Below are 19,663 nucleotides of genomic sequence, written 5' to 3'. Positions count from 1 at the left end.
GTGGCGAGGTGCTGCTCCCGTTCGACGGCTGTAGGCGCTGGCGAAGCCTGCGATCTTTTGATCTTTTGATCTTTCGATCTTTAGCTTGAGATTCAGGTGTGTTTGGAAAGATCGCAGCCTCGTTGCACTCGACAGCTCCTACACAGCTCCTACACAGCTCCTACTGGCGCAGGGCAGTGTCGATACAGGACAGCAGTTTGTCGGCATCACAGGGTTTGGGCAGGCAGGCGATCAGCCTCGGTATGTGTGCCCCAAGGTCTGGGTAAGCGGTAATGAAGATGGTCGGGATCTGGAAACCCATGGCACCGAGCTGTTCATGCAGTTCCAGGCCGCTCATCCCCGGCATCTGGATATCGGAAATCAGGCAGCGGGTAGCCGCCGGGGCGTTTGCGTCGAGGAAATCCATGGCGCTGCAATAGGTTCGAACGTCATAACCGCTGGACCGTAACAGGCTTTTGAGGGCGGCCCGAACGGATTCGTCATCATCGACAACGGCAATCGTCGTTGTATTGCGTATCGGGGTGTCATGCATATCGGGTCGCTCGCACAAGCGCCTGTCGTCATTACAAGATACGCGGTCTCCTCGGGTGCAAAAGTATACCTAGGTATAGCGCGCTAAGACCAAAGGGTTGACTTTGGATCCAGCAGTTTGCCCCAGGGCTGCTTTCGCTGTACGCAGGTACAACTGACCGGTGCTGGCGTCTCGCCTAGACTGGCACGCATCGTTTGCCTGGGGCTCGACACAAAAAATCCAAGGCGAGTCAATTCGTTGTTCCCAATGAAATCACTTGAAGGGCTTTCATGAGGGGTTAATCTAGATATCGGCAACACGACCCGTTCTGGATCCCGACAGAGCCCCATCCTCATCGGGCGCCCAGCGCAGCCACGGACGTCGCCCCAGCGCGACGGCATCGGCCATGCGACGTGACACCGGATGCCAGCCCGACGGCAACGTGCGGCGGATAACCCACTACAAAATGCTCGCGTGCCGACGGATAACTACATGCAAATTTTATGGGACGATGGTGAACGTATCTTCTGCCGGGAACTGCGTCCGGGTGTCGAGGGCGATTGCAGCGTACTGGTGGCGCGGCCCGCTGCCGAACAACCGCGTCCCGGCTGCCTTGGCCGTCTGGCCCACGAGTTTGGCCTGAAAGACGAGCTCGATGGCACCTGGTCGGTGCGACCGCTGGAGATGGTGCGCGAAGGCGCCCAGACGCAGCTGGTGCTTGAGGATCCAGGCGGCACGCCACTTGTGCAGTTGCTGATTGCGCCCATGGAAACGGCCACGTTCTTGCGTCTGGCGGTGAGCATCGCCGTGGCACTGGGCAAGCTCCACCGGAGTGGCCTCGTCCATAAAGACATCAAGCCCAGTCATATCCTGGTGAACTGCTTCGACGGACAGGCCAGGCTCACCGGGTTCGGCCTCGCCTCACGGTTGCCACGGGAGCGGCAGGCGCCCGAGACCCTCGCAGGGACGCTCGCCTATATGGCACCCGAGCAGACCGGCAAGATGAATCGCTCGATCGATTCACGCAGTGATCTCTATTCCTTCGGCGTCACGCTGTACCAGATGCTGACCGGCTCGCTGCCATTCCTGGCATCGGACCCGATCGAGTGGGTGCACTACCATATCGCCAAGAAACCCTTGCCGCCTCGCGAGCGGGTTGGAACCATTCCCGAGGTGCTGTCCGACATTGTCATGAAGCTGCTCGCCAAGACGGCCGAGGAACGTTATCAGACCGCAACGAGTCTGGAATATGATCTGCGGCGCTGCCTCGCCGAGTGGCAGCAACAGCACCACATCAATGCCTTTGCGCTGGGCGAGCATGGCACATCCGATCGGTTGTTGATTCCCGAGAAACTCTATGGTCGCGAGCATGAAGTCGACACCCTGATCGCGGCGTTCGCGCGTGTCGTTGAAAGCAGCGCGCCGGAGCTTGTCCTGGTCACCGGTTATTCCGGTATCGGCAAATCCTCGGTGGTCAACGAGTTGCACAAGGTGCTGGTTCCGCCGAGGGGATTGTTCGCCAGCGGCAAGTTCGATCAATACCACCGCGACATCCCTTATGCGACGCTGGTGCAGGCCTCCCAGAGCCTGGTGCGCACCCTGCTTGGCAAGAGTGACACGGAACTGGCCAGTTGGCGTGACGCGCTGCAGGAAGCGCTGGATGTCAATGCGCGGCTCATGACCGATCTCATTCCCGAGCTGAAGCTCATCATCGGCGAACCACCACCGGTTTCGGCACTTGATCCGCAACAGGAGCAACGCCGCTTCCTGCTGGTGTTCCGGCGTTTTATCGGCGTGTTCGCCCGCGAAGATCATCCGCTGGCGCTGTTTCTCGATGATTTGCAGTGGCTCGATGCGGCCACGCTCGATTTGCTGGAGGATCTGCTGACCAGCGCTGATGTGCGGCACCTGTTGCTGGTGGGCGCCTACCGCAGCAACGAAGTGGACGTCACCCACCCGCTGACAGGCAAGCTCCAGACTATTCGGAGCGCGGGAGGCAACGTCGTCGAGATCATGCTGGCGCCACTCGCCAAGGTGCATATCGAGCAGTTGATCGTCGAGGCGCTGCATGACGAGCGGGCCCGCATCGAGCCCCTGGCGCAGTTGGTGCTGGAAAAAACCGCCGGCAATCCGTTCTTCGTGATTCAGTTCCTGCAAACGCTCGCCGACGGGCAACTGCTGACCTTCGATCATGACGCCCCGCAGTGGTGGTGGGACCCGGACCGCATTCATGCCGAGGGCTACACCGACAATGTCGTGGACCTGATGGTCGGTAAGCTGGTGCGCCTGCCGGGCGAGACGCAGCAGGCGCTGCAGCAGCTGGCTTGCCTGGGTAACGTCGCCGGGATCGAGGCGCTTTCGACCGTGCTGGGCATTCCCGGGGCGCAGGTCCGCGGGGTGCTCTGGGAGGCGATTCGCCTGGAACTGGTCGAGCGGCTGGACGACGCTTATGGTTTTGTCCACGACCGTATTCATGAAGCCGCTTATTCGCTGATCCCCCAGGATTCGCGCGCCGAGACGCACCTGCGAATCGGACGATTGCTCGCCGCGCAGACATCCGCGCAAGGGCAGGAAGAGGCGATCTTCGAGATCGTCGGCCAGCTCAATCGCGGCGCCGTATTGATCACCGACCCGGCTGAGCGGGAGCAGTTGGCTGCATTCAACCTGATTGCCGGCCAACGCGCCAAGGCGTCGACGGCTTATGCGTCGGCGCTCAACTATTTCACCACCGGGACGCAGTTGTTGGGCGAGGACTGCTGGGCGCGTCGTCATGGGCTGATTTTCGCGCTGGAGTTGAATTGCGCCGAATGCGAGCTCTTGACCGGGCAGCTGTCTGCCGCCGATGAGCGTCTCACGGCGTTGTCGGATCACGCCATGACCGTGATCGAGCGGGCCAATGTCGCGTGCCTGCTAATGGATGTCTACTTGCTCCTGGATCGCAGTGACGGTGCGGTTGCGGTCTGCCTGGCCTACCTGCGGCATGTGGGGATCGAGTGGTCGGCCCATCCGAGCGACGATGACGTGCGCAGCGAGTACGACCGTATCGGAGCGCTACTGGGGGACCGGGCAATCGAGGACCTTATCGACTTGCCGTTGATGGAGGATGCGACGTCCCTGGTGACCGTCAATGCGTTGGGGAAACTCTTCGCGCCAGCCCTGCAGAGTGAAGCGAACCTGGCGGACCTGTTGATCTGCAAAGCGGTCAATCTGAGCCTTGAGCATGGCAACTGCGATGCTTCATGTTTGCTCTACGCCAATTTATTCAGGGTCGCCGGTCGCCGGTTCGGTGATTACCAAGTGGGCTTCCGATTCGGTCAGCTTGGCTGCGAGCTCGTTGAGAAACGTGGTTTGGCTCGATTCGAGGCGAGCACCTATCTTTGCTTCTCGTGCTTTGCCGTACGCTGGATGAAGCCTGTGGGGCAATGCCGCGACCTGTTGCGTCGTTCGTTTACGGCGGCGAATCGAATCGGCGATCTACCGTATGGCGCCTACGCGGGCAACAACCTCACTGCCGATCTGCTCTTCGCCGGCGAGCTGTTGTCCGATATACAAGGCGAAGCCGAGCGGGGTCTTGTTTACGCCAGGAAAGTACGCTTCGGGTTGGTGACTGATTTCATCATCACGCAACTGGCGCTGATCCGGATGCTCCGAGGCTCGACGCTAACCTTTGGTCGCCTGGACGACGGCGAGCTAACCGAGTCAGGCATCGAAACCCACTTGGCCAGCAATCCGGATCTGGTACTGGCTGAGTGTTTGTACTGGGTACGAAAATTACAGGTTCGCTACATGGCCGACGATGCTGAGGCGGCATTGGAGGCCGCTGCAAAGGCGCAGCGTTTACTCTGGGTTTGCCAGTCGTTCTTCGAGGAAGCCGAGTTTCATTTCTATGGCGCCCTGGCCCGGGCCGCCCGCTGCGATAGCCTCCCGGTGGACGAGCATGGGCAGCACTTGCTGGCGATAGTTGCCGATCAGCAGTGGCTCCAGACCTGGGCGCAGCAGTGTCCGGAAAATTTCGCCAGCCGCGCCGCGCTGGTGGGTGCCGAAATCGCCCGCGTTGAAGGGCGCATGATCGACGCCGAGTTGCTTTACGAGCAGGCTATTGATTCCGCGCAAGAGAGTGGCTTCGTGCACATCGAGGCGCTTGCCAATGAACTCGCGTCGCGCTTCTACGCGGCGCGGGGCTTCGGGAAAATCGCTCGGGTCTATTTGCAGGATGCCCGTTACGGTTACCAGCGTTGGGGTGCCGATGGCAAGGTGCGGCAACTGGAGAACAAGTACCCATCGTTGAGGGCCGAAGCGCCTGAACTCGGCCCGACGACAACGATGGCGACACCGGTCGAACATCTTGACCTTGCCACGGTACTCAAGGTCTCCCAAGCCGTATCGGGCGAAATCGTCCTGGAAAAGCTGATCGATATGATCCTGTGCACGGCCATTGAACAGGCCGGCGCCGAACGCGGGCTGTTGATCCTGTCCGATGGCGGCGAGCATCGGGTCGCGGCGCAAGTGACTACTGGCGGCAACGCAACGCAGTTACGCGATGAGCGGGTGAGTGCGACGCTGCTGCCCGAGTCGATTCTCTATCATGTGCTGCGCACCCGAGAGAGCGTTTTCCTTGACGATGCCGTGGCCGAGGCGCCGTTCGCCGCAGACCCCTATATCCGGCAGCAGCGGGCCCGTTCGATTCTCTGCCTGCCGTTGATGAACCAGGCCAGGCTCGTCGGCGCGCTCTATCTCGAAAACAATCTGGCGGCCCGTGTGTTCAGTCCGACCCGGATCGCCGTGTTGAAGCTGGTGGCTTCACAGGCTGCCATTTCGCTGGAAAATGCTCGCTTGTACCGTGAGGTCGCGGAACGCGAAGCGAAGATCCGGCGCCTCGTGGACGCCAACATCATTGGGATCCTCGTCTGGAACGCCGACGGCGAGATCATCGAAGCCAACGATGCCTTTCTGCGTATGTTGGGATACGAACGAGCAGACCTTGCCTCGGGCCATCTGCGCTGGGCAGACCTGACGGTCCCTGAGTTTCGAGAACTCAGCGAACGTAGATTGGCCCACGCTTTGCTGACCGGGCATGCCCGACCCTATGAGAAGGAATATTTGCGCAAGGACGGCAGCCGACTGCCGGTCATCGTCGGCCTGGCGAAGTTCGAAGTCGGTAGCAGGGAAGGGGTCGCCTTTGTGCTGGATCTGACCGAGCGCAGGCAGGCGGAAGAAAAAATCCGCGAAAGCGAGCGGCGTTATCGCGAGGTTCAGACCGAGCTGGCCCACGCCAACCGTGTCGCGACCATGGGGCAGTTGGTGGCTTCGATCGCCCATGAAGTCAATCAACCAATTGCCGCGGCCATCCTCAACGCCAATGCCGCATTGCGCTGGTTGAACGTGCAACCGCCGGAAATCGGGGAGGTCCGGCAGGTGCTGGAGCGCCTCATCTTCGATGCCAACCGAGCGGCGGACGTGCTGGGTCGCATCCGTGGGCATATCCGCAAGGCGCCACCGCAAAAGGGACCGGTAGACATCAACGCGGCGATCAGCGAGATGATCGACTTCACCCGTGGCCAGATCGGCAAGAGTGGCGCCTCGATACAGACGCAACTCATGGACGGTTTACCCGCCATCGAAGGCGATCGTGTAGAGCTGCAACAGGTGTTGCTCAACCTGATCATGAATGCGCTCGAGGCCATGAGCGGTGTCAGCGAAGGCGAGCGGCAGTTGCTTATCTGCACGGTGCGCGATGATGCCGGATGCATCGTGGTGAGTGTCAGTGACACCGGGCCGGGGTTCGCCTCGGACAGTACCGACCTGGTCTTCACTTCCTTCTACACCACCAAGCCTACGGGCTTGGGGTTGGGGTTATCGATCTGTCGTTCGATCATTGAATCCCATGGCGGCAGTTTGAGGGCAAGCGTCAACCCACCCCGCGGTGCCACTGTTCAATTCACGCTGCCCATCGCAGCCTTCAGCTCAACGACAATGTCTTGATTAATACTTAGGTTTAAGACCTGTATATCAACCGGTCATTGAAATCAGTCCCATGTACAAATGAAACTCCGCAACCCCGGCGATACAGTGTTTTCAAGGGTTGCGGAGTCTCTTCTCATGAATAATCTAACTGCCCATGCCGTGGATGAGTTTTCATCACTGCGTTCCATTGTGCTTATTTGCCTGGCACTCATGACAACGAATGTTTTCTATCGCTTGAGTGCGCCCACGTCCCAAGGTCAACTGCCGAAAGACATGTCGGATGTTTCGTTGGAACCGGTCAATATCGAGCAGGCCCCGGGCAGCGTGCCCATAGGTGCACACCTGGTCAGCCCTCGCCGGTTCTACCTGCATCACGGCATATACCTTGGCGGCGCAGAAGTTGCCCATTACTCGGGGTTCAGCGGCTCCCTCAAGTCGGGGCCTATCGAAGTGACCGATCTTGAACATTTCGCCAAAGGCAAGCCCGTGTGGATAGTTGAAGAGCACTGTGAATATTGCGCCGAAGAAGTTGCCCATCGGGCGCGTTCGCGACTAGGCGAAGACCAATACAGGGTCTTATCCAATAACTGCGAGCACTTTTGCAGTTGGTGCACCACCGGGGAAAGTTACAGCAGCCAGATCAATGCGTACCTGCATCGACCTCGTCATCTTTTTGCACTGATATCAGCGTTGCACCCCCAGCTCATTGCATAGCGTCTACATCACGGTTCGGGCCATTCCTACCGTACTTTTCGGCCCAAGGCGCTGTGCTACAATTTTTTTCCGCCCACTCCCCAAGAGGATCGTGCATGAACGGCAATTCCCCATCCAATGACCCGAGCAGCAAGGATTCAATTGTGTTCGTGGTGGATGACGATGCCTCAATGCGCGATGCATTAAGCAACCTCTTGCGCTCGGTCGGCATACGCGTCGAGACGTTCGCCTCCACGGCGGACTTTCTCCAACAACCCAAGACCGAAGGTGCCAGTTGCCTGGTGCTCGATGTACGGCTTCAAGGTAGTAGCGGCCTGGACTTTCAACGTCAGTTGGCGGGGTCGAACGTCACTATCCCCATCATTTTCATCACCGGCCATGGCGACATCGAAATGTCGGTCAAGGCAATGAAAGCAGGGGCCGTGGATTTCCTGGCCAAACCCTTTCGTGAACAGGATTTGTTGGACGCGGTGTCAGCCGCACTCCAGGCCGACGTCAAGCGCCGAGCCGTCGAGCGTCAGCTTGCGGACCTGCATGCCCGCTACGAAACGCTGACGGCCCGTGAAAAAGAGGTGATGACGTTCGCTGCCAAGGGCCTGATGAACAAACAGATTGCCGGGCAGATGAACCTGAGCGAAATCACCGTGAAAATCCACCGCGGCCACGCGATGAAAAAAATGCACGCCAAGTCCTTCGCTGACCTGGTTCGAATGGCGGAGTCATTAGGTGCCGGGCAAGACTATTGAACAGAGTGACAGGCCTGCATGAACGCCAGTTCCCGGATTCGCGACACCGCTCAGGCGGCGGTGGATAGCTAATTGCTGATAAAAAGATTTATTGACTAAAAAATTACATCGGGTAATTATTTCTCTGCATCTGCTTTCACGCAGAGTCATTTTGCAGGGGCAACCCGATGAATCAGAACACCGTGCCTTCACTGGCCAGTCTTTACGTCGAGACTCACGAATCGCCATTTGACGCACGCCTGGCGCCTTCACTCATGCAAGGCTTTCCCGCCGAACCCCAGCGCCGCGTCACCTGGCACAACTGGATGAGCCCACCGTTCAACCAATGGGGTTTCCGCAACCTGGCGCGCTTGCGTCCTTCCATCGATGTGCAGGCCGGCAGCGGTCCGGTCAGCGCGTTCAGGCAGGCGCTCCAGGCGCTGGATGAGCTGCACTTCGACAGCGAGTGTGGCTTGAGCATCAGCGTGATCGATCACCTGGTCGCCAGCCAGACCGATGCTTTCCTGGTCTTGCAGGGCGACACCGTACTGTTTGAGCGCTACTTCAACGGCCAGCGTCCCCAGGACCGACACATCATGTTTTCGGTGACCAAGTCGCTGATCGGTGCCTTGGGCGAGCAACTGGTCTGCGAAGGCTTGCTGGACCCTACGTTGACGGCCACCCATTACGTACCGGAACTGGCGGGCAGCGCGTTTGCCGATGCCACCGTGCGCCAGTTGTTCGACATGGCGGTGGCCGTCGATTACAGCGAGGTCTATGAGGACCCGGATTCAGAGAGTTCCCAATACGGTTACGCCTGCGGTTTCCAGCCGGCGCCAGCGCAGTACGCGACCTTCGAATCCCTGTATCAGTACTTGCCCTCACTGAGGAAACGCGGCAGTCACGGCGGCTTTTTCCATTACGTGACGGCCACCACCGAGGTGTTGGCCTGGGTCATGGAGCGGGCATCAGGCAAGGCCTGCCATCAGTTGCTCCAAGAGATCTGGAGCCAGTTGGGCTGTGAACGTGACGGCTACTTCCTGGCGGACCCCTGGGGCCGCAGCGTCGCCGGTGCCGGTTTCAGTGCGACCTTGCGTGACATGGCGCGCTTCGGCCGTCTGCTGGCCAACGATGGCCGCCAGGGTGGGACACAACTGCTCTCGGCCGAGGCGCTGGCCGGTATCGCCGCCGGAGCCGACCCCGCGATCTACGCTGCATCCCCTGACTTTTCGAGCTGGACCCCAGGCGCGTCCTACCGCAGCCAATGGTATGTCTTCAACGACCACAGCCAGGCGCTCATGGCCGGTGGCATCCATGGTCAATACCTGTTCATCGACAAACCGTCCGGCGTGGTGATCGTCAAGCAGTCGTCCCTGGGCGAGGCCGTCAGCCCATTCGACGGCGACAGCGTGCGCATGCTGCGTGCCATCGCGGCGCACCTGACGCCCTGACTTCATCCGATAAACACAAGAATTTTGCGTTCCGCTCACCTGGCCCCACCAGGTGTTGGCGCGGGTTTGCGCCGCCATTTACTGCCCTGTAACAACAATAATCACACAGGAGCTCCATATGGTTTCCATGATGCGTTTGTCCCGAACGTTCCTCGTGCTCGGGTTACCCTTGACCGCCCAGGTTGCCTGGGCGGGCTACACCTTCGAGGAGGGCAACCTCAAGGGCGAGGTCAACTTCAGTGCCGGTGGCGCAGTCCTTTCTACCCGCAACGTCAACTTTGGCGGCGGCGTGGTGGACATGCGCAGCGGCAAGAATCGCGGCACGAAAATCGACTGGCAGGAGTTCTACGTCAAGCCGGGCGTCAAGTTGGAGTACACCGTGCAGCCGGATTTCAGCCTGTTGGCTGGCGGCTCCCTGGTGGGCGCGACCACCTTCGGTGATGGTGATGCCGGTGGCTTCACCCGTAGCTCCGACGGCAAGCTGTCGACCGAAGAGTTTTATGGCGGTTTCCGGGCCGGGGAGTGGACGGTCACCGGCGGTCGCCAGAACTACATGATCGGCAACGGTTTCATCGTGATGGATGGCAACCTCGACCAGTTGAACGACGGCGCCTACTGGCTCGCCCCACGCACTGCCTTCAAGGATTCGGCGGTGGTCGCCTGGGATCATGGCGCGTTGAAGGTCCAGGGCTTCAGCCTGGGCACCGACAGCGACCTGGGTGACTTTCGCATGAGCGGCGCGAACCTGGACTACAACCTCGACGACCAGGTGACGCTGGGCGCCACCGCGTTGAAGGTCAAGGCCATGGGCCCCAAGGGCAGCACGTTGCCGCGTCGCCGCGATGGCATGCTGGTGTACAACGTCAGGGCGTTGAACGCCAGGCTCCCGGGCATCGCGGACCTGACCCTCAATGCCGAATATGCCCTTGAGCGAGGCAGCGGCGAAGGCGTGGATTACGACGCCAAGGCCTGGTACGGCCAGGCGGATTACACTTTCAGCACGCTGCCGTTGACCCCGGTGATTGGCTACCGCTACGCGAGCTTTTCCGGCGACGACAACCTCACGGACAACCGACAGAAAGCCTGGGATCCGTTGAGCAAGGGCTTCGTCGACTGGAGCACCTGGCTGATCGGCGATGTCGTCGGCAACTACCTGCTGTTCAACAGCAACGAAAACGTCCAGCAGTTCTCACTCAAGACCCACCTCAACGAAACCCTTACGCTCGGCGCGATCCACTACCAGTTCTGGCTCGACGAAAAAAACTACATGGGCACCGCCGTCAGCGACAAACGGTTTGCCGACGAGAGTGTAGTCTTCCTGGATTGGGCGCCTTCGAAGTCGCTGTCCACCTCGCTGTCCTATAACTGGGTCAAGCCCATGGCAGCGGCCAAGCAAGTATTCGGCGACGACCGGAAATTCAGCGCGCTGGAACTCTACTTCACCTACCGCTATTAAGTGCCGCGAGCCTTCGCGGCCGCGCTGGAGTGTTTGATCATGAGCATGTTTTTGCGCAACACCTTGCTGGGCGCTGTCGTTTCGATGCTGGTTAGTGGCGCAAGCCTGGCCGAAGAGCGGACGGTGCGAATCTACAATTGGATCGAATACCTGCCGCCTGAAATCCTCAAGAGTTTCGAGGAGGAAACCGGCATCCGTCCCATCTACGACGTCTTCGACAGCGTCGAGACCTTGGAGTCCAAACTCCTGACCGGCAACTCCGGGTATGACGTGGTCTACCCGAGCAGTTCCAACGTCAGCCACCTGATTGCCGCCGGTGCCGTCCAACCCCTGGACCGCAGCCAATTACCGAACTGGCAGCATCTGGACCCCGAGTTCATGAAGTCCCTGGAGGCGGTGGGTGATCCGGGTAACCGCTATGCGGCGCCGTACCTGTGGGGCACGACGCTGATCGGTTACAACGTCGACAAGGTGCGCCAGGTGCTGGGCGCCGATGTGCAAATGAACACCTGGGACATCCTTTTCAAGGAAGAGAACATGGCCAAGCTGGCCAGTTGCGGCGTGGGATTGCTCGACGCCGCCAACGAGATCGTGCCCATCGCCTTGCACTACGAAGGGCTCGACCCCAACAGCCAGAAACGTGAGGACTACGCAAAGGCGCAGGCGGCCATGCTCAAGGTTCGTCCCTACATCACCTACTTCAATTCGTCACGCTATGGCATGGACCTGGCCAACGGCGAGATCTGCGTAGGGGTAGGTTGGTCCGGTGGGGTGGCCCTGGCCAAACGACTGGCCCAGGACGCAGGGAAGGGGGTCAAGGTGGAAATGGCGCTGCCCAAGGAGGGCGCGCCGATGTGGTCGGACGTCATGATGGTGCCCACCAACGCCCCTCATACCCAAGAGGCCTACGCGTTCATCAACTACATCTTGCGTCCCGATGTCATTGCCCGGATCAGCAACAAGATCGGTTACCCCAACCCGAACAAGGACTCCACGACGCTGGTCAACGCCGATATCCGCAACAACCCCGCCATGTATGTGCCGGACGAGGCGCGCAAGACTCTGTTCGCGTTGGAGCCGGTGCCGGCGGCGGTGGAGCGGATCCGCACTCGCACCTGGACCAGCATCAAGACGCATCGCTGATCAGCGTGACCCGGTGTTGCGGCGCCGGGTCCGTATCGGTGGGGTGTTCGCTCAGGCGCGCATGCCCAGGAAGAGCAATTCGGTGATACGCCGGACCTGGGTGGAGTGTGCCTCGATGTCCGGCTGTTCCTGGTTGACCAACCGGAACAGCTGCAAGTGCGAATAGTCGTTCAACAGGAAGGCGGCGAGGTCGACGTCGAGGTCGGCGCGCAGCTTTCCGGCCTGTTGCAATTCCCTGATCAGCCCACTGATTTCGGCCCTGAGCGCATCGTTCATGGCGCGATAACCCTCCGGCAGCCCGTTGTCGCCACCAAACAGAATCAGCGGCAGCAACTCGCGCCAAAGGCTCGGATGCATGACCTCCAGCGCGTAACCGGTCAACAGCCGTTCCAGATAACACAGTGCTTCGACCGGGTCTTCGATTTCAGGGATCTGGTTGCGGGTGTCCGTGAGTGCGCGCTGGTCGGCGTCGTGCAGGATCTCCAGGATGATCTCCTGCTTGTTGCCGAAGTACTTGAAGACGGTAGGCGCCGATACGCCGGCCTGGCTGGCGATCTGTTCGATGGTGGTGTTCTGGAAACCCTGGCGCTCGAACAGTTCGACCGCCGCCTTGCTGATGGCTTGGCGGCGTTCGGCTTTTTGACGTTCACGCAGTCCGCTCACGGGAGGTCCTTGTTGGAAAGAAAGCAGCGGTTAAAGGCCTTGGCGCACCAGCCCTGTGGGAGCGAGCTTGCTCGCGATAGCGTTGGATCAGCTGCATTGAAGTCGACTGAAATACCGCCATCGCGAGCAAGCTCGCTCCCACAGGGTTCCTGGTTAACAACAGGCCGGGTATAGGCATGCAAAATACTTAACCCAGTAAAGTTTTTAAAGGGTTTATTTCATGGCTCCCCTCAAGGACGCGGCTGAATACCGCGATCCAGACACCTGGCAAGCGGCAAAACGCCATGCCCCACTTGGCGAAATCAGGCACGGGGATGGCGCGTTCAGGTAACTAACTTGGGAGGGAAGGCAGGTAACGTGGCGCGACTTTTCACCGCAAGTGCGCACGTTCGCCCAGGGTGGATCAACCCGACCAAGAGGTACCGCTTCCAGGAGGGGCGGGAATACCAGAAGCACCGACTGTCCCTGCGCGCGTCTCAATGTTCGATCACAAGAGAATAAAAAAATGACCAGCCCCAGCTTCAAGGATTCGAACGGCCATTTGGCACAGGGCTTCAAGCCTCGTCACGTCACCATGCTGTCCATCGCCGGAATCATCGGTGCGGGTCTGTTCGTGGGATCGGGCCATGCCATTGCCGCCGCCGGCCCGGCCGTCATGCTGGCCTACCTGTTTTCCGGGCTGTTGGTGGTCCTGGTCATGCGCATGCTGGGCGAGATGGCGGTCTCCAATCCGGACACCGGCTCCTTCTCCACCTATGCCGACCAGGCCATCGGACGCTGGGCAGGCTTCACCATCGGTTGGCTCTACTGGTGGTTCTGGGTGTTGGTGATTCCCATCGAAGCGTTGGCCGCCGGTCATGTGTTGAACCAGTGGTTTCCCGCCGTCGATGCCTGGTTGTTCGCCTCGGTGTCGATCGTGCTGCTGGCGGTGACGAATCTGTTCAGTGTGTCCAAATACGGCGAGTTCGAGTTCTGGTTTGCCATGGCCAAGGTGGTGGCGATCATCGGTTTCATCTCCCTGGGTTTCGCGGTGCTGATGGGGTGGATTCCCGAGCGCGAAGCCAGCGGCCTGAGTCGCTTGATGGAGGAGCATGGCGGGTTCGCCCCCAACGGTCTGTCGGCGGTGGTGGGCGCGTTCATTACCATCATGTTCAGTTTCATCGGTACGGAGGCGGTGACCATCGCAGCCGCCGAATCCGACAACCCTGCGCAGAACATTGCCAAGGCCACCCGTTCGGTGATCTGGCGCATCGGTGTGTTTTACCTGCTGTCGATCTTCGTGGTCATTTCCGTCGTGCCTTGGAACGATCCACTCCTGGCTTCAGTGGGTTCCTACCAGCGAGCGCTGGAGCTGATGAACATTCCCCACGCCAAATTCCTGGTGGATGTGGTGGTGCTGATCGCCGTGGCCAGTTGCATGAACTCCTCGATCTATATCGCCTCGCGAATGTTGTACTCCCTGGGGCGTCGCGGCGATGCGCCAAAGGCCTTGAAGGTCACGTCTTCGGCCGGTGTCCCAAGGTCTGCGGTGATTGCCAGTACCGTGCTCGGCGCGGGCGTCACCTTGTTCAGTTACTTCATGCCCGCCGGCCTGTTCCAGTTCCTGCTCGCCAGCTCCGGCGCCATCGCGTTGCTGGTGTATCTGGTGATCGCCATCTCGCAGCTGCGCATGCGCCGGATGTTGCAACGGCAGAATATCGAGCTGCCTTTTCGCATGTGGCTGTTCCCCTGGCTGACCTGGTTGGTCATCGTGTTCATCTCGGCGGCGCTGGCGGTCATGATGATCACGCCCGAGCACCGCAGCGAGGTCAGTACCACCCTGGGCCTGGCGCTGGTCATTTCCTTTGTCGGCCTGGTGACGTCGCGGCATTCGCCCCAGCCTGAACGGGTCGTTTCCCTCGGCTAGCCGTGCTGTTTTCATCCTGTTGACGCCACGTTACTGGCGTCAACAAAACCGCTTTTTTGGCCCATTCGAGAGGCAATAAGCTTCGTCTCGAAGCGCGGCCCGTCCGCCTGTCACCCACTTGCAAGCACACCCCTGCAAACCGGCACTAACCCGCGGCTGCGTTGTCAGTAATTGGCGCCTGTAGGGATGAGGATCGCCCCTGATAACAGCGCGCCAGCTGGATAGTTTTTTCTCGATCACTCTCGGGAAAAAGAGCCTTGCGATGGATTGCGTCCTGGACCGACCATTTCTCTTGCAGGCGATTTCCCATGGGGTTTCTACTCGATCCGCGTCATGACATTGATGCTGCCTTATTGAGCTACCGCCGGGTGTTCTGGGCGCTGGCATTGTTCAGTGGCGTGATCAATCTGTTGGTGCTGGTGCCGTCGCTCTACATGATGCAGGTCTACGACCGGGTCCTGACCAGCCGCAACGAAACCACCTTGTTCATGCTCACCTTGATGGCCCTGGGACTGTTCATGTTCAGTGCCCTGATCGAGTGGGTCCGTGGCGAGGTGATGATTCGCATGAGCGCAGGGCTGGACGAAGCCCTGGGCGAGCGGATTTTCGACGCCGCTTTTGCCCGCAGCCTGCGCGAGCACAACGCCAACCCGGCGCAGGTGCTCACCGACCTGGCGACGCTACGCCAGTTGATTACCGGGCAGGGCCTGATCGCCTTGCTCGATGCACCCTGGCTGCCGATCTTCCTGCTGGTGGCGTTCATCTTTCACCCCTGGTTCGGTGTGCTGACACTGGTGTTGGCCTTGGTGCTGATCGGCCTGGCGTTGTGGGGAGAACTGGCGACGCGAGCGCGCCTGGGGGAGGCCAATCGGCTGGGGGTGCAGTCGTCGATCTATGTGAACAGCACACTGCACAATGCCGAAGTCATCCAGGCCCTGGGCATGCTCGGGCCGCTGCGTCAGCGCTGGAGCCTGTTGCAGCAACGGATCATTGCCGCCCAGGCCCATGCCAGCGACCGCAGCGCGCGTATCACCTCGACGACCCGTTTCGTACGTATCTCCGGGCAGTCCCTGGCGTTGGGGCTGGGCGCTTTGCTGGTGCTTGAAGGCCAACTGTCGGCGGGCATGATGATTGCGATGTCGCTGTTGCTGGGGCGAGCCCTGGCGCCCGTGGAAATCGCCATCGGCTCGTGGAAGCAATTCAACGCCGGACGCCAGAGCTACCAGCGCCTGAGCCAATTGCTGGCCCAACATCCGCGCGAGCGTCTGCGCATGCCGTTGCCGCCACCCACCGGCGCGGTGCGCCTGGAACAGCTGTATGTCGGTCCGCCAGGTGCTTCGCAGCCGATCCTGCGCGGGATCAATTTCAGCCTCGCCAAGGGCGATGTGCTTGCCGTGGTCGGGCCCAGCGCCAGTGGTAAGTCGACACTGGCGCGCGCCTTGGTTGGGGTCTGGCCGGCCATGGGCGGGTCGGTGCGCCTGGACGATGCCGAGATCAGCCAATGGTCCCACGACGCCTTGGGGCCGTACCTTGGATACCTGCCACAGGACATCGAGTTGTTCGATGGCACGGTTGCCGACAACATCGCCCGCTTCGGTGAGCAGGACGCCGACAAGATCATCGCCGCCGGGCGTCATGCCGGCATCCACGAAATGATCCTGCGCTTTCCCAAGGGCTACGACACGCCGTTGGGCCCTGGTGGGCTTGGCTTGTCCGGTGGGCAAAAACAACGCCTGGGCCTGGCTCGCGCGCTCTACGGACGGCCATCGCTGATCGTGCTCGATGAGCCCAACTCCAATCTCGATGACGCCGGTGAGCTGGCGCTGGTGCAGGCTATCAGTGCGCTCAAGGCGGCCGGCAGCACCGTGGTGTTGATTACTCACCGCCCCAGTGTGCTGGCGGTGGTCGATCACATCCTGGTGCTCAAGGACGGTACTCAACAAGCGTTCGGCCCACGGGACCGGGTGCTCAAGGCATTGATGCCGGGGCCCAGGCCGGCCGCGGTCAGGGAGGCGGGCGGCGATGCGTGATCTGACTCCAGGGGCACAAGCGTACAGCGAGCAAGGGTTGAGCGTGCGCAGCACCACGACGCTGCCCAGCGCCAGTACCGACGCCGGAAGCGCGGCTCGTTATGGCGTGGGATTCCTGGTCCTGACGCTGGGCGGTTTCCTGCTCTGGGCCTGCCTGGCGCCGCTCGACCAAGGGGTGGTAGGCAGCGGCACCGTGGTGGTGGCAGGGGAGCGCAAGGCCGTGCAGTCGCTGGTCGGCGGGGTGGTGGAAAAGCTGCTGGTCAGCGATGGCGACCGCGTCACCCAAGGGCAATTGCTCGTGCAGCTCAATACGGTGCAGGCGCAATCGCAACTGGACGTGACCCTGGGCAAGCTCCTCAATGATCGCAGCATCGAGGCGCGCTTGATTGCCGAGCGTCTGGGCAATGCCGAGATCCAATGGCCCGCGGAACTGCTGGCCCACGCCGACGAACCGCGAGTCAAGGCGGCCATGGCCTTGCAGAGCCAGTTGTTCATCACCCGCCGCGCGGAGCTGGGCAGCCGCTTGCAGATCATCGAGCACGAAGCCGCGGCCTTGCAGCAGCAATTGCTTGGCTACGAAGGCGTCAAGCGCAACTACGATGCGCAGATGCGCTTCCAGCAGCAGGAGCTTGAAGGCCTGCGCGATTTGGCCCGGGAAGGCTACGTTCCGCGCAACAAACTCTTCGAGGCCGAGCGCAACGCGGCCCAGTTGGCGGGGCAGATCGCCTCTGGGGTGGGTGATGTCGGCAGGACTCGCCAGGCGATCAATGAAAGCCGGCTCAAGGCCTTGCAGGCGCAGCAGGAGTTCCGCCGTGATGCCGAAACCCAGCTCAGCGAAGTCTCGGCCGAGGCCGCCGGTTATGCCGACCAGATTCGCGCCTTGCAGTTTGAAGTCGACAACGGTGCGATCCGTGCGCCAGTGGCCGGGCAGGTCATGGACGTGAGCATTCATACCGTCGGCGGCGTTGCGCAGGCCGGCCAGACCCTGATGCAGGTCGTGCCGCTGGATGCACCGATGGCGATCACCGCGCGTTTCGAGCCGCTGATGGCCAACAAGCTGCGTCCGGGCCTGCCGGTGCATGTGCATTTCACGGCGCTGCAACGGGTGGATACGCCGACGGTCACCGGCACGGTGACGACGGTGTCGGCGGACCAGTTGATCAATGAGCAGACACATCAACCGTACTTCTCCGCCAAGGTCGAGATTCCCGCCGACACCGTGGTTGCGTTGCAGAGCGCCGGCCTGCTGGTGCGCCCGGGCATGCTCGCCGATGTCACGGTGGTGACGGGCGAGCGCACCTTGATGAATTACCTGATGAAGCCTTTGCGTGAACGCTTGCTTGCAGCCTTCAAGGAGGAATGAGCATGGTCGATCGTTGCCGCTACCGTTTGCGTGTATTGCTGAGCCTGTGTGCGGGTTGGGTGGCGCTCAATCCGGTGTGGGCCGCCGAGGGGGGCCTGAGCCTGACCGCCGCTTATGATGCCTCGCGCCTCAACGATCCGACCGTTCAGTCGGCTGCCCACGCTTTTGAAGCTTCGCGGCATGAAGAGGACATCGGGCGTGGCGGCCTTTACCCGCAAGTGTCGCTGACCTCGCGCTACGGCTACGGCGGGCGGACCGACGGCGGTGACGACAGCACCTACGTCAACAGCAATGATTACCAGGCGAACAACGTGACCCTGGCGGCGCAACAGCCGCTCTACGACAAGGCACGCTGGGCGGCCTATCAGGAGGGCAAGGCGCGCGGTCAACTGGGCACCCAGGTGTTCGATGTGGCCGGCCAGACCCTGTATGACCGGGTGGCGAAGGGGTATTTCGACGTCGCCCGGGCCGAGAACGAGATCAAGTTGATCGTCCAGCAGAAGAGCGCGATCCAAAGCTTGGTCGTTCAAAGTAAAAAGCTTTATGAAGGCGGCCAAGGTGCGATCACCGATATCGACGAAGCCCAGGCACGGCTCGATCTGGTGCAAGCCCAAGAGGCTGAAGCCCAGGCGCGCCGCGTGGCGGCGTTGCGGGCCTTGTCCGGGCGCGCCAGCGTGCCCATCGATGACATTCAGCCGATGCGCGAAGAATTGGCCGCCGGTAGCCCGATCCCGCCTGAGCAGGACTTGCCTTACTGGACGGCGATTGCCCGTGAAGCCAGCCCCGAGCTGGCCGCTCGGCTGGCGGCGGTGAAAGTGGCCGAGGCCCAGGCCGACAGCCAGCGTGCCGGGCATTATCCAACCTTGTCGCTGACCACCCAGTTGACCCGCCGGGAAACCCGTCAATACCAGGAACTCGACCCGCGCCAGGACACCTATTACGTGGGGGTGCAATTGGATATTCCGTTGTATCGCGGCGGGGCGGTACGGGCCTCGGTGGCCAAGGCCGAAGCGCAACTGGCCGGCGCCCAGTCCGACTACGACGTGCAACGCCAGCAACTGGCCGAAGATATCGAGACCGATTACCTGGGCGTCGTGGCCGGGTTTGCCAAGAGCAAGGCGATGCAGCGGGCGGTGGAGTCCAATCAGCGTGCGCTGACCTCGACGGAAAAAGGCTTCCAGGGCGGCGTGCGTTCCACGGTGGATATTCTTGACGCCCAGCAGCGGCTGTTCCAGGCCCGCCGAGACCTGCTTAATACCAAGCTCGACATGCTGCAAAGCTATGTGAGCCTGCACACCCACACCGGCCAGATGAACCGCGCGGTACTGGAGCAGGTGCAGAGTTTGTTCTAGACAATCCAGGGTTCAAGTTTGCAACTTATCCCTGTGTGCGGGCTTGCTCGCGATAGCGGTGGGTCAGTCTGCCTTGATGTTGGATGTGCCGCCGTCATCGCGAGCAAGCTTTGCTCCCACAGTTTGGATCGGTGCCAGCCTGCGATTTCCCTGCCAACAAAAATCCCAGTGGGAGCAAAGCTTGCTCGCGATAGCAGCGTGTCAGTCTGCCTTGATGTTGGATGTCCGCCGTCATCGCGAGCAAGCTTTGCTCCCACGGTTTGGATCGGTGCCAGCCTGCGATTTCCCTGCCAACAAAAATCCCCAGTGGGAGCAAAGCTTGCTCGCGATAGCAGCGTGTCAGTCTGCCTTGATGTTGGATGTCCGCCGTCATCGCAAGCAAGCT

Annotated in this window: 13 protein-coding genes; 10 read left to right on the top strand and 3 right to left on the bottom strand. The window is 60.8% G+C overall.

Features of this window, described 5'->3' with window-relative positions:
* Positions 1–160: 160 nt before the first annotated feature.
* The gene (locus F7R20_RS00060) at positions 161–532 is read right to left on the bottom strand and encodes a response regulator transcription factor (protein ID WP_003201377.1); all 372 of its coding nucleotides are present in this window, start codon (positions 530–532) and stop codon (positions 161–163) included.
* 471 nt (positions 533–1,003) lie between these two features.
* On the opposite strand from F7R20_RS00060, the gene F7R20_RS00055 reads away from it, so the two are divergent.
* From F7R20_RS00055 to F7R20_RS00030, 6 genes are all read left to right on the top strand, one after another.
* Positions 1,004–6,493 (top strand): trifunctional serine/threonine-protein kinase/ATP-binding protein/sensor histidine kinase, encoded by a 5,490-nt coding sequence (locus F7R20_RS00055; protein WP_003201378.1) that lies wholly within the window; start codon positions 1,004–1,006, stop codon positions 6,491–6,493.
* A 117-nt stretch (positions 6,494–6,610) separates the two neighbouring features.
* A complete protein-coding gene (locus F7R20_RS00050) occupies positions 6,611–7,189 on the top strand; it encodes a lecithin retinol acyltransferase family protein (protein ID WP_003201379.1) in 579 nt (192 codons plus the stop codon).
* Between the two features lie 95 nt (positions 7,190–7,284).
* Complete coding sequence (locus F7R20_RS00045; RefSeq protein ID WP_003201381.1) at positions 7,285–7,935, top strand: response regulator transcription factor; 651 nt, start codon at positions 7,285–7,287, stop codon at positions 7,933–7,935.
* Positions 7,936–8,102: 167 nt separating this feature from the next.
* The gene (locus F7R20_RS00040) at positions 8,103–9,365 is read left to right on the top strand and encodes a serine hydrolase domain-containing protein (protein WP_003201383.1); all 1,263 of its coding nucleotides are present in this window, start codon (positions 8,103–8,105) and stop codon (positions 9,363–9,365) included.
* 118 nt (positions 9,366–9,483) lie between these two features.
* Positions 9,484–10,821 (top strand): alginate export family protein, encoded by a 1,338-nt coding sequence (locus F7R20_RS00035; RefSeq protein WP_003201385.1) that lies wholly within the window; start codon positions 9,484–9,486, stop codon positions 10,819–10,821.
* A 39-nt stretch (positions 10,822–10,860) separates the two neighbouring features.
* A complete protein-coding gene (locus tag F7R20_RS00030) occupies positions 10,861–11,964 on the top strand; it encodes a polyamine ABC transporter substrate-binding protein (protein WP_003201387.1) in 1,104 nt (367 codons plus the stop codon).
* A gap of 51 nt (positions 11,965–12,015) precedes the next feature.
* Here the strand turns inward: F7R20_RS00030 and F7R20_RS00025 are convergent, their stop codons facing one another.
* The gene (locus F7R20_RS00025) at positions 12,016–12,627 is read right to left on the bottom strand and encodes a TetR/AcrR family transcriptional regulator (RefSeq protein ID WP_003201389.1); all 612 of its coding nucleotides are present in this window, start codon (positions 12,625–12,627) and stop codon (positions 12,016–12,018) included.
* Positions 12,628–13,132: 505 nt separating this feature from the next.
* On the opposite strand from F7R20_RS00025, the gene gabP reads away from it, so the two are divergent.
* The 4 genes from gabP to F7R20_RS00005 all read left to right on the top strand — a co-directional run bounded on the left by gabP (position 13,133) and on the right by F7R20_RS00005 (position 19,278).
* A complete protein-coding gene (gene gabP, locus F7R20_RS00020; RefSeq protein ID WP_003201391.1) occupies positions 13,133–14,533 on the top strand; it encodes a GABA permease in 1,401 nt (466 codons plus the stop codon).
* A gap of 308 nt (positions 14,534–14,841) precedes the next feature.
* The gene (locus tag F7R20_RS00015; protein WP_003201392.1) at positions 14,842–16,563 is read left to right on the top strand and encodes a type I secretion system permease/ATPase; all 1,722 of its coding nucleotides are present in this window, start codon (positions 14,842–14,844) and stop codon (positions 16,561–16,563) included.
* On the top strand, positions 16,556–17,926 hold the full coding sequence (locus tag F7R20_RS00010; protein ID WP_003201394.1) for an HlyD family type I secretion periplasmic adaptor subunit: 1,371 nt from the start codon (positions 16,556–16,558) through the stop codon (positions 17,924–17,926). Before F7R20_RS00015 ends, F7R20_RS00010 begins: the two co-directional genes overlap by 8 nt.
* 2 nt (positions 17,927–17,928) lie before the next feature.
* A complete protein-coding gene (locus F7R20_RS00005) occupies positions 17,929–19,278 on the top strand; it encodes a TolC family outer membrane protein (protein ID WP_003201396.1) in 1,350 nt (449 codons plus the stop codon).
* Positions 19,279–19,372: 94 nt separating this feature from the next.
* On the opposite strand, the gene F7R20_RS31780 is transcribed toward F7R20_RS00005, so the two are convergent.
* A partial coding sequence (locus F7R20_RS31780) for a hypothetical protein (RefSeq protein WP_212613442.1) occupies positions 19,373–19,663 on the bottom strand: 291 nt, incomplete at its 5' end.

Origin of the sequence: Pseudomonas brassicacearum subsp. brassicacearum (genome assembly GCF_008801605.1) — a bacterium.
Lineage (GTDB): Bacteria > Pseudomonadota > Gammaproteobacteria > Pseudomonadales > Pseudomonadaceae > Aquipseudomonas > Aquipseudomonas brassicacearum.
This window is presented reverse-complemented; position numbering and strand designations above follow the sequence as displayed.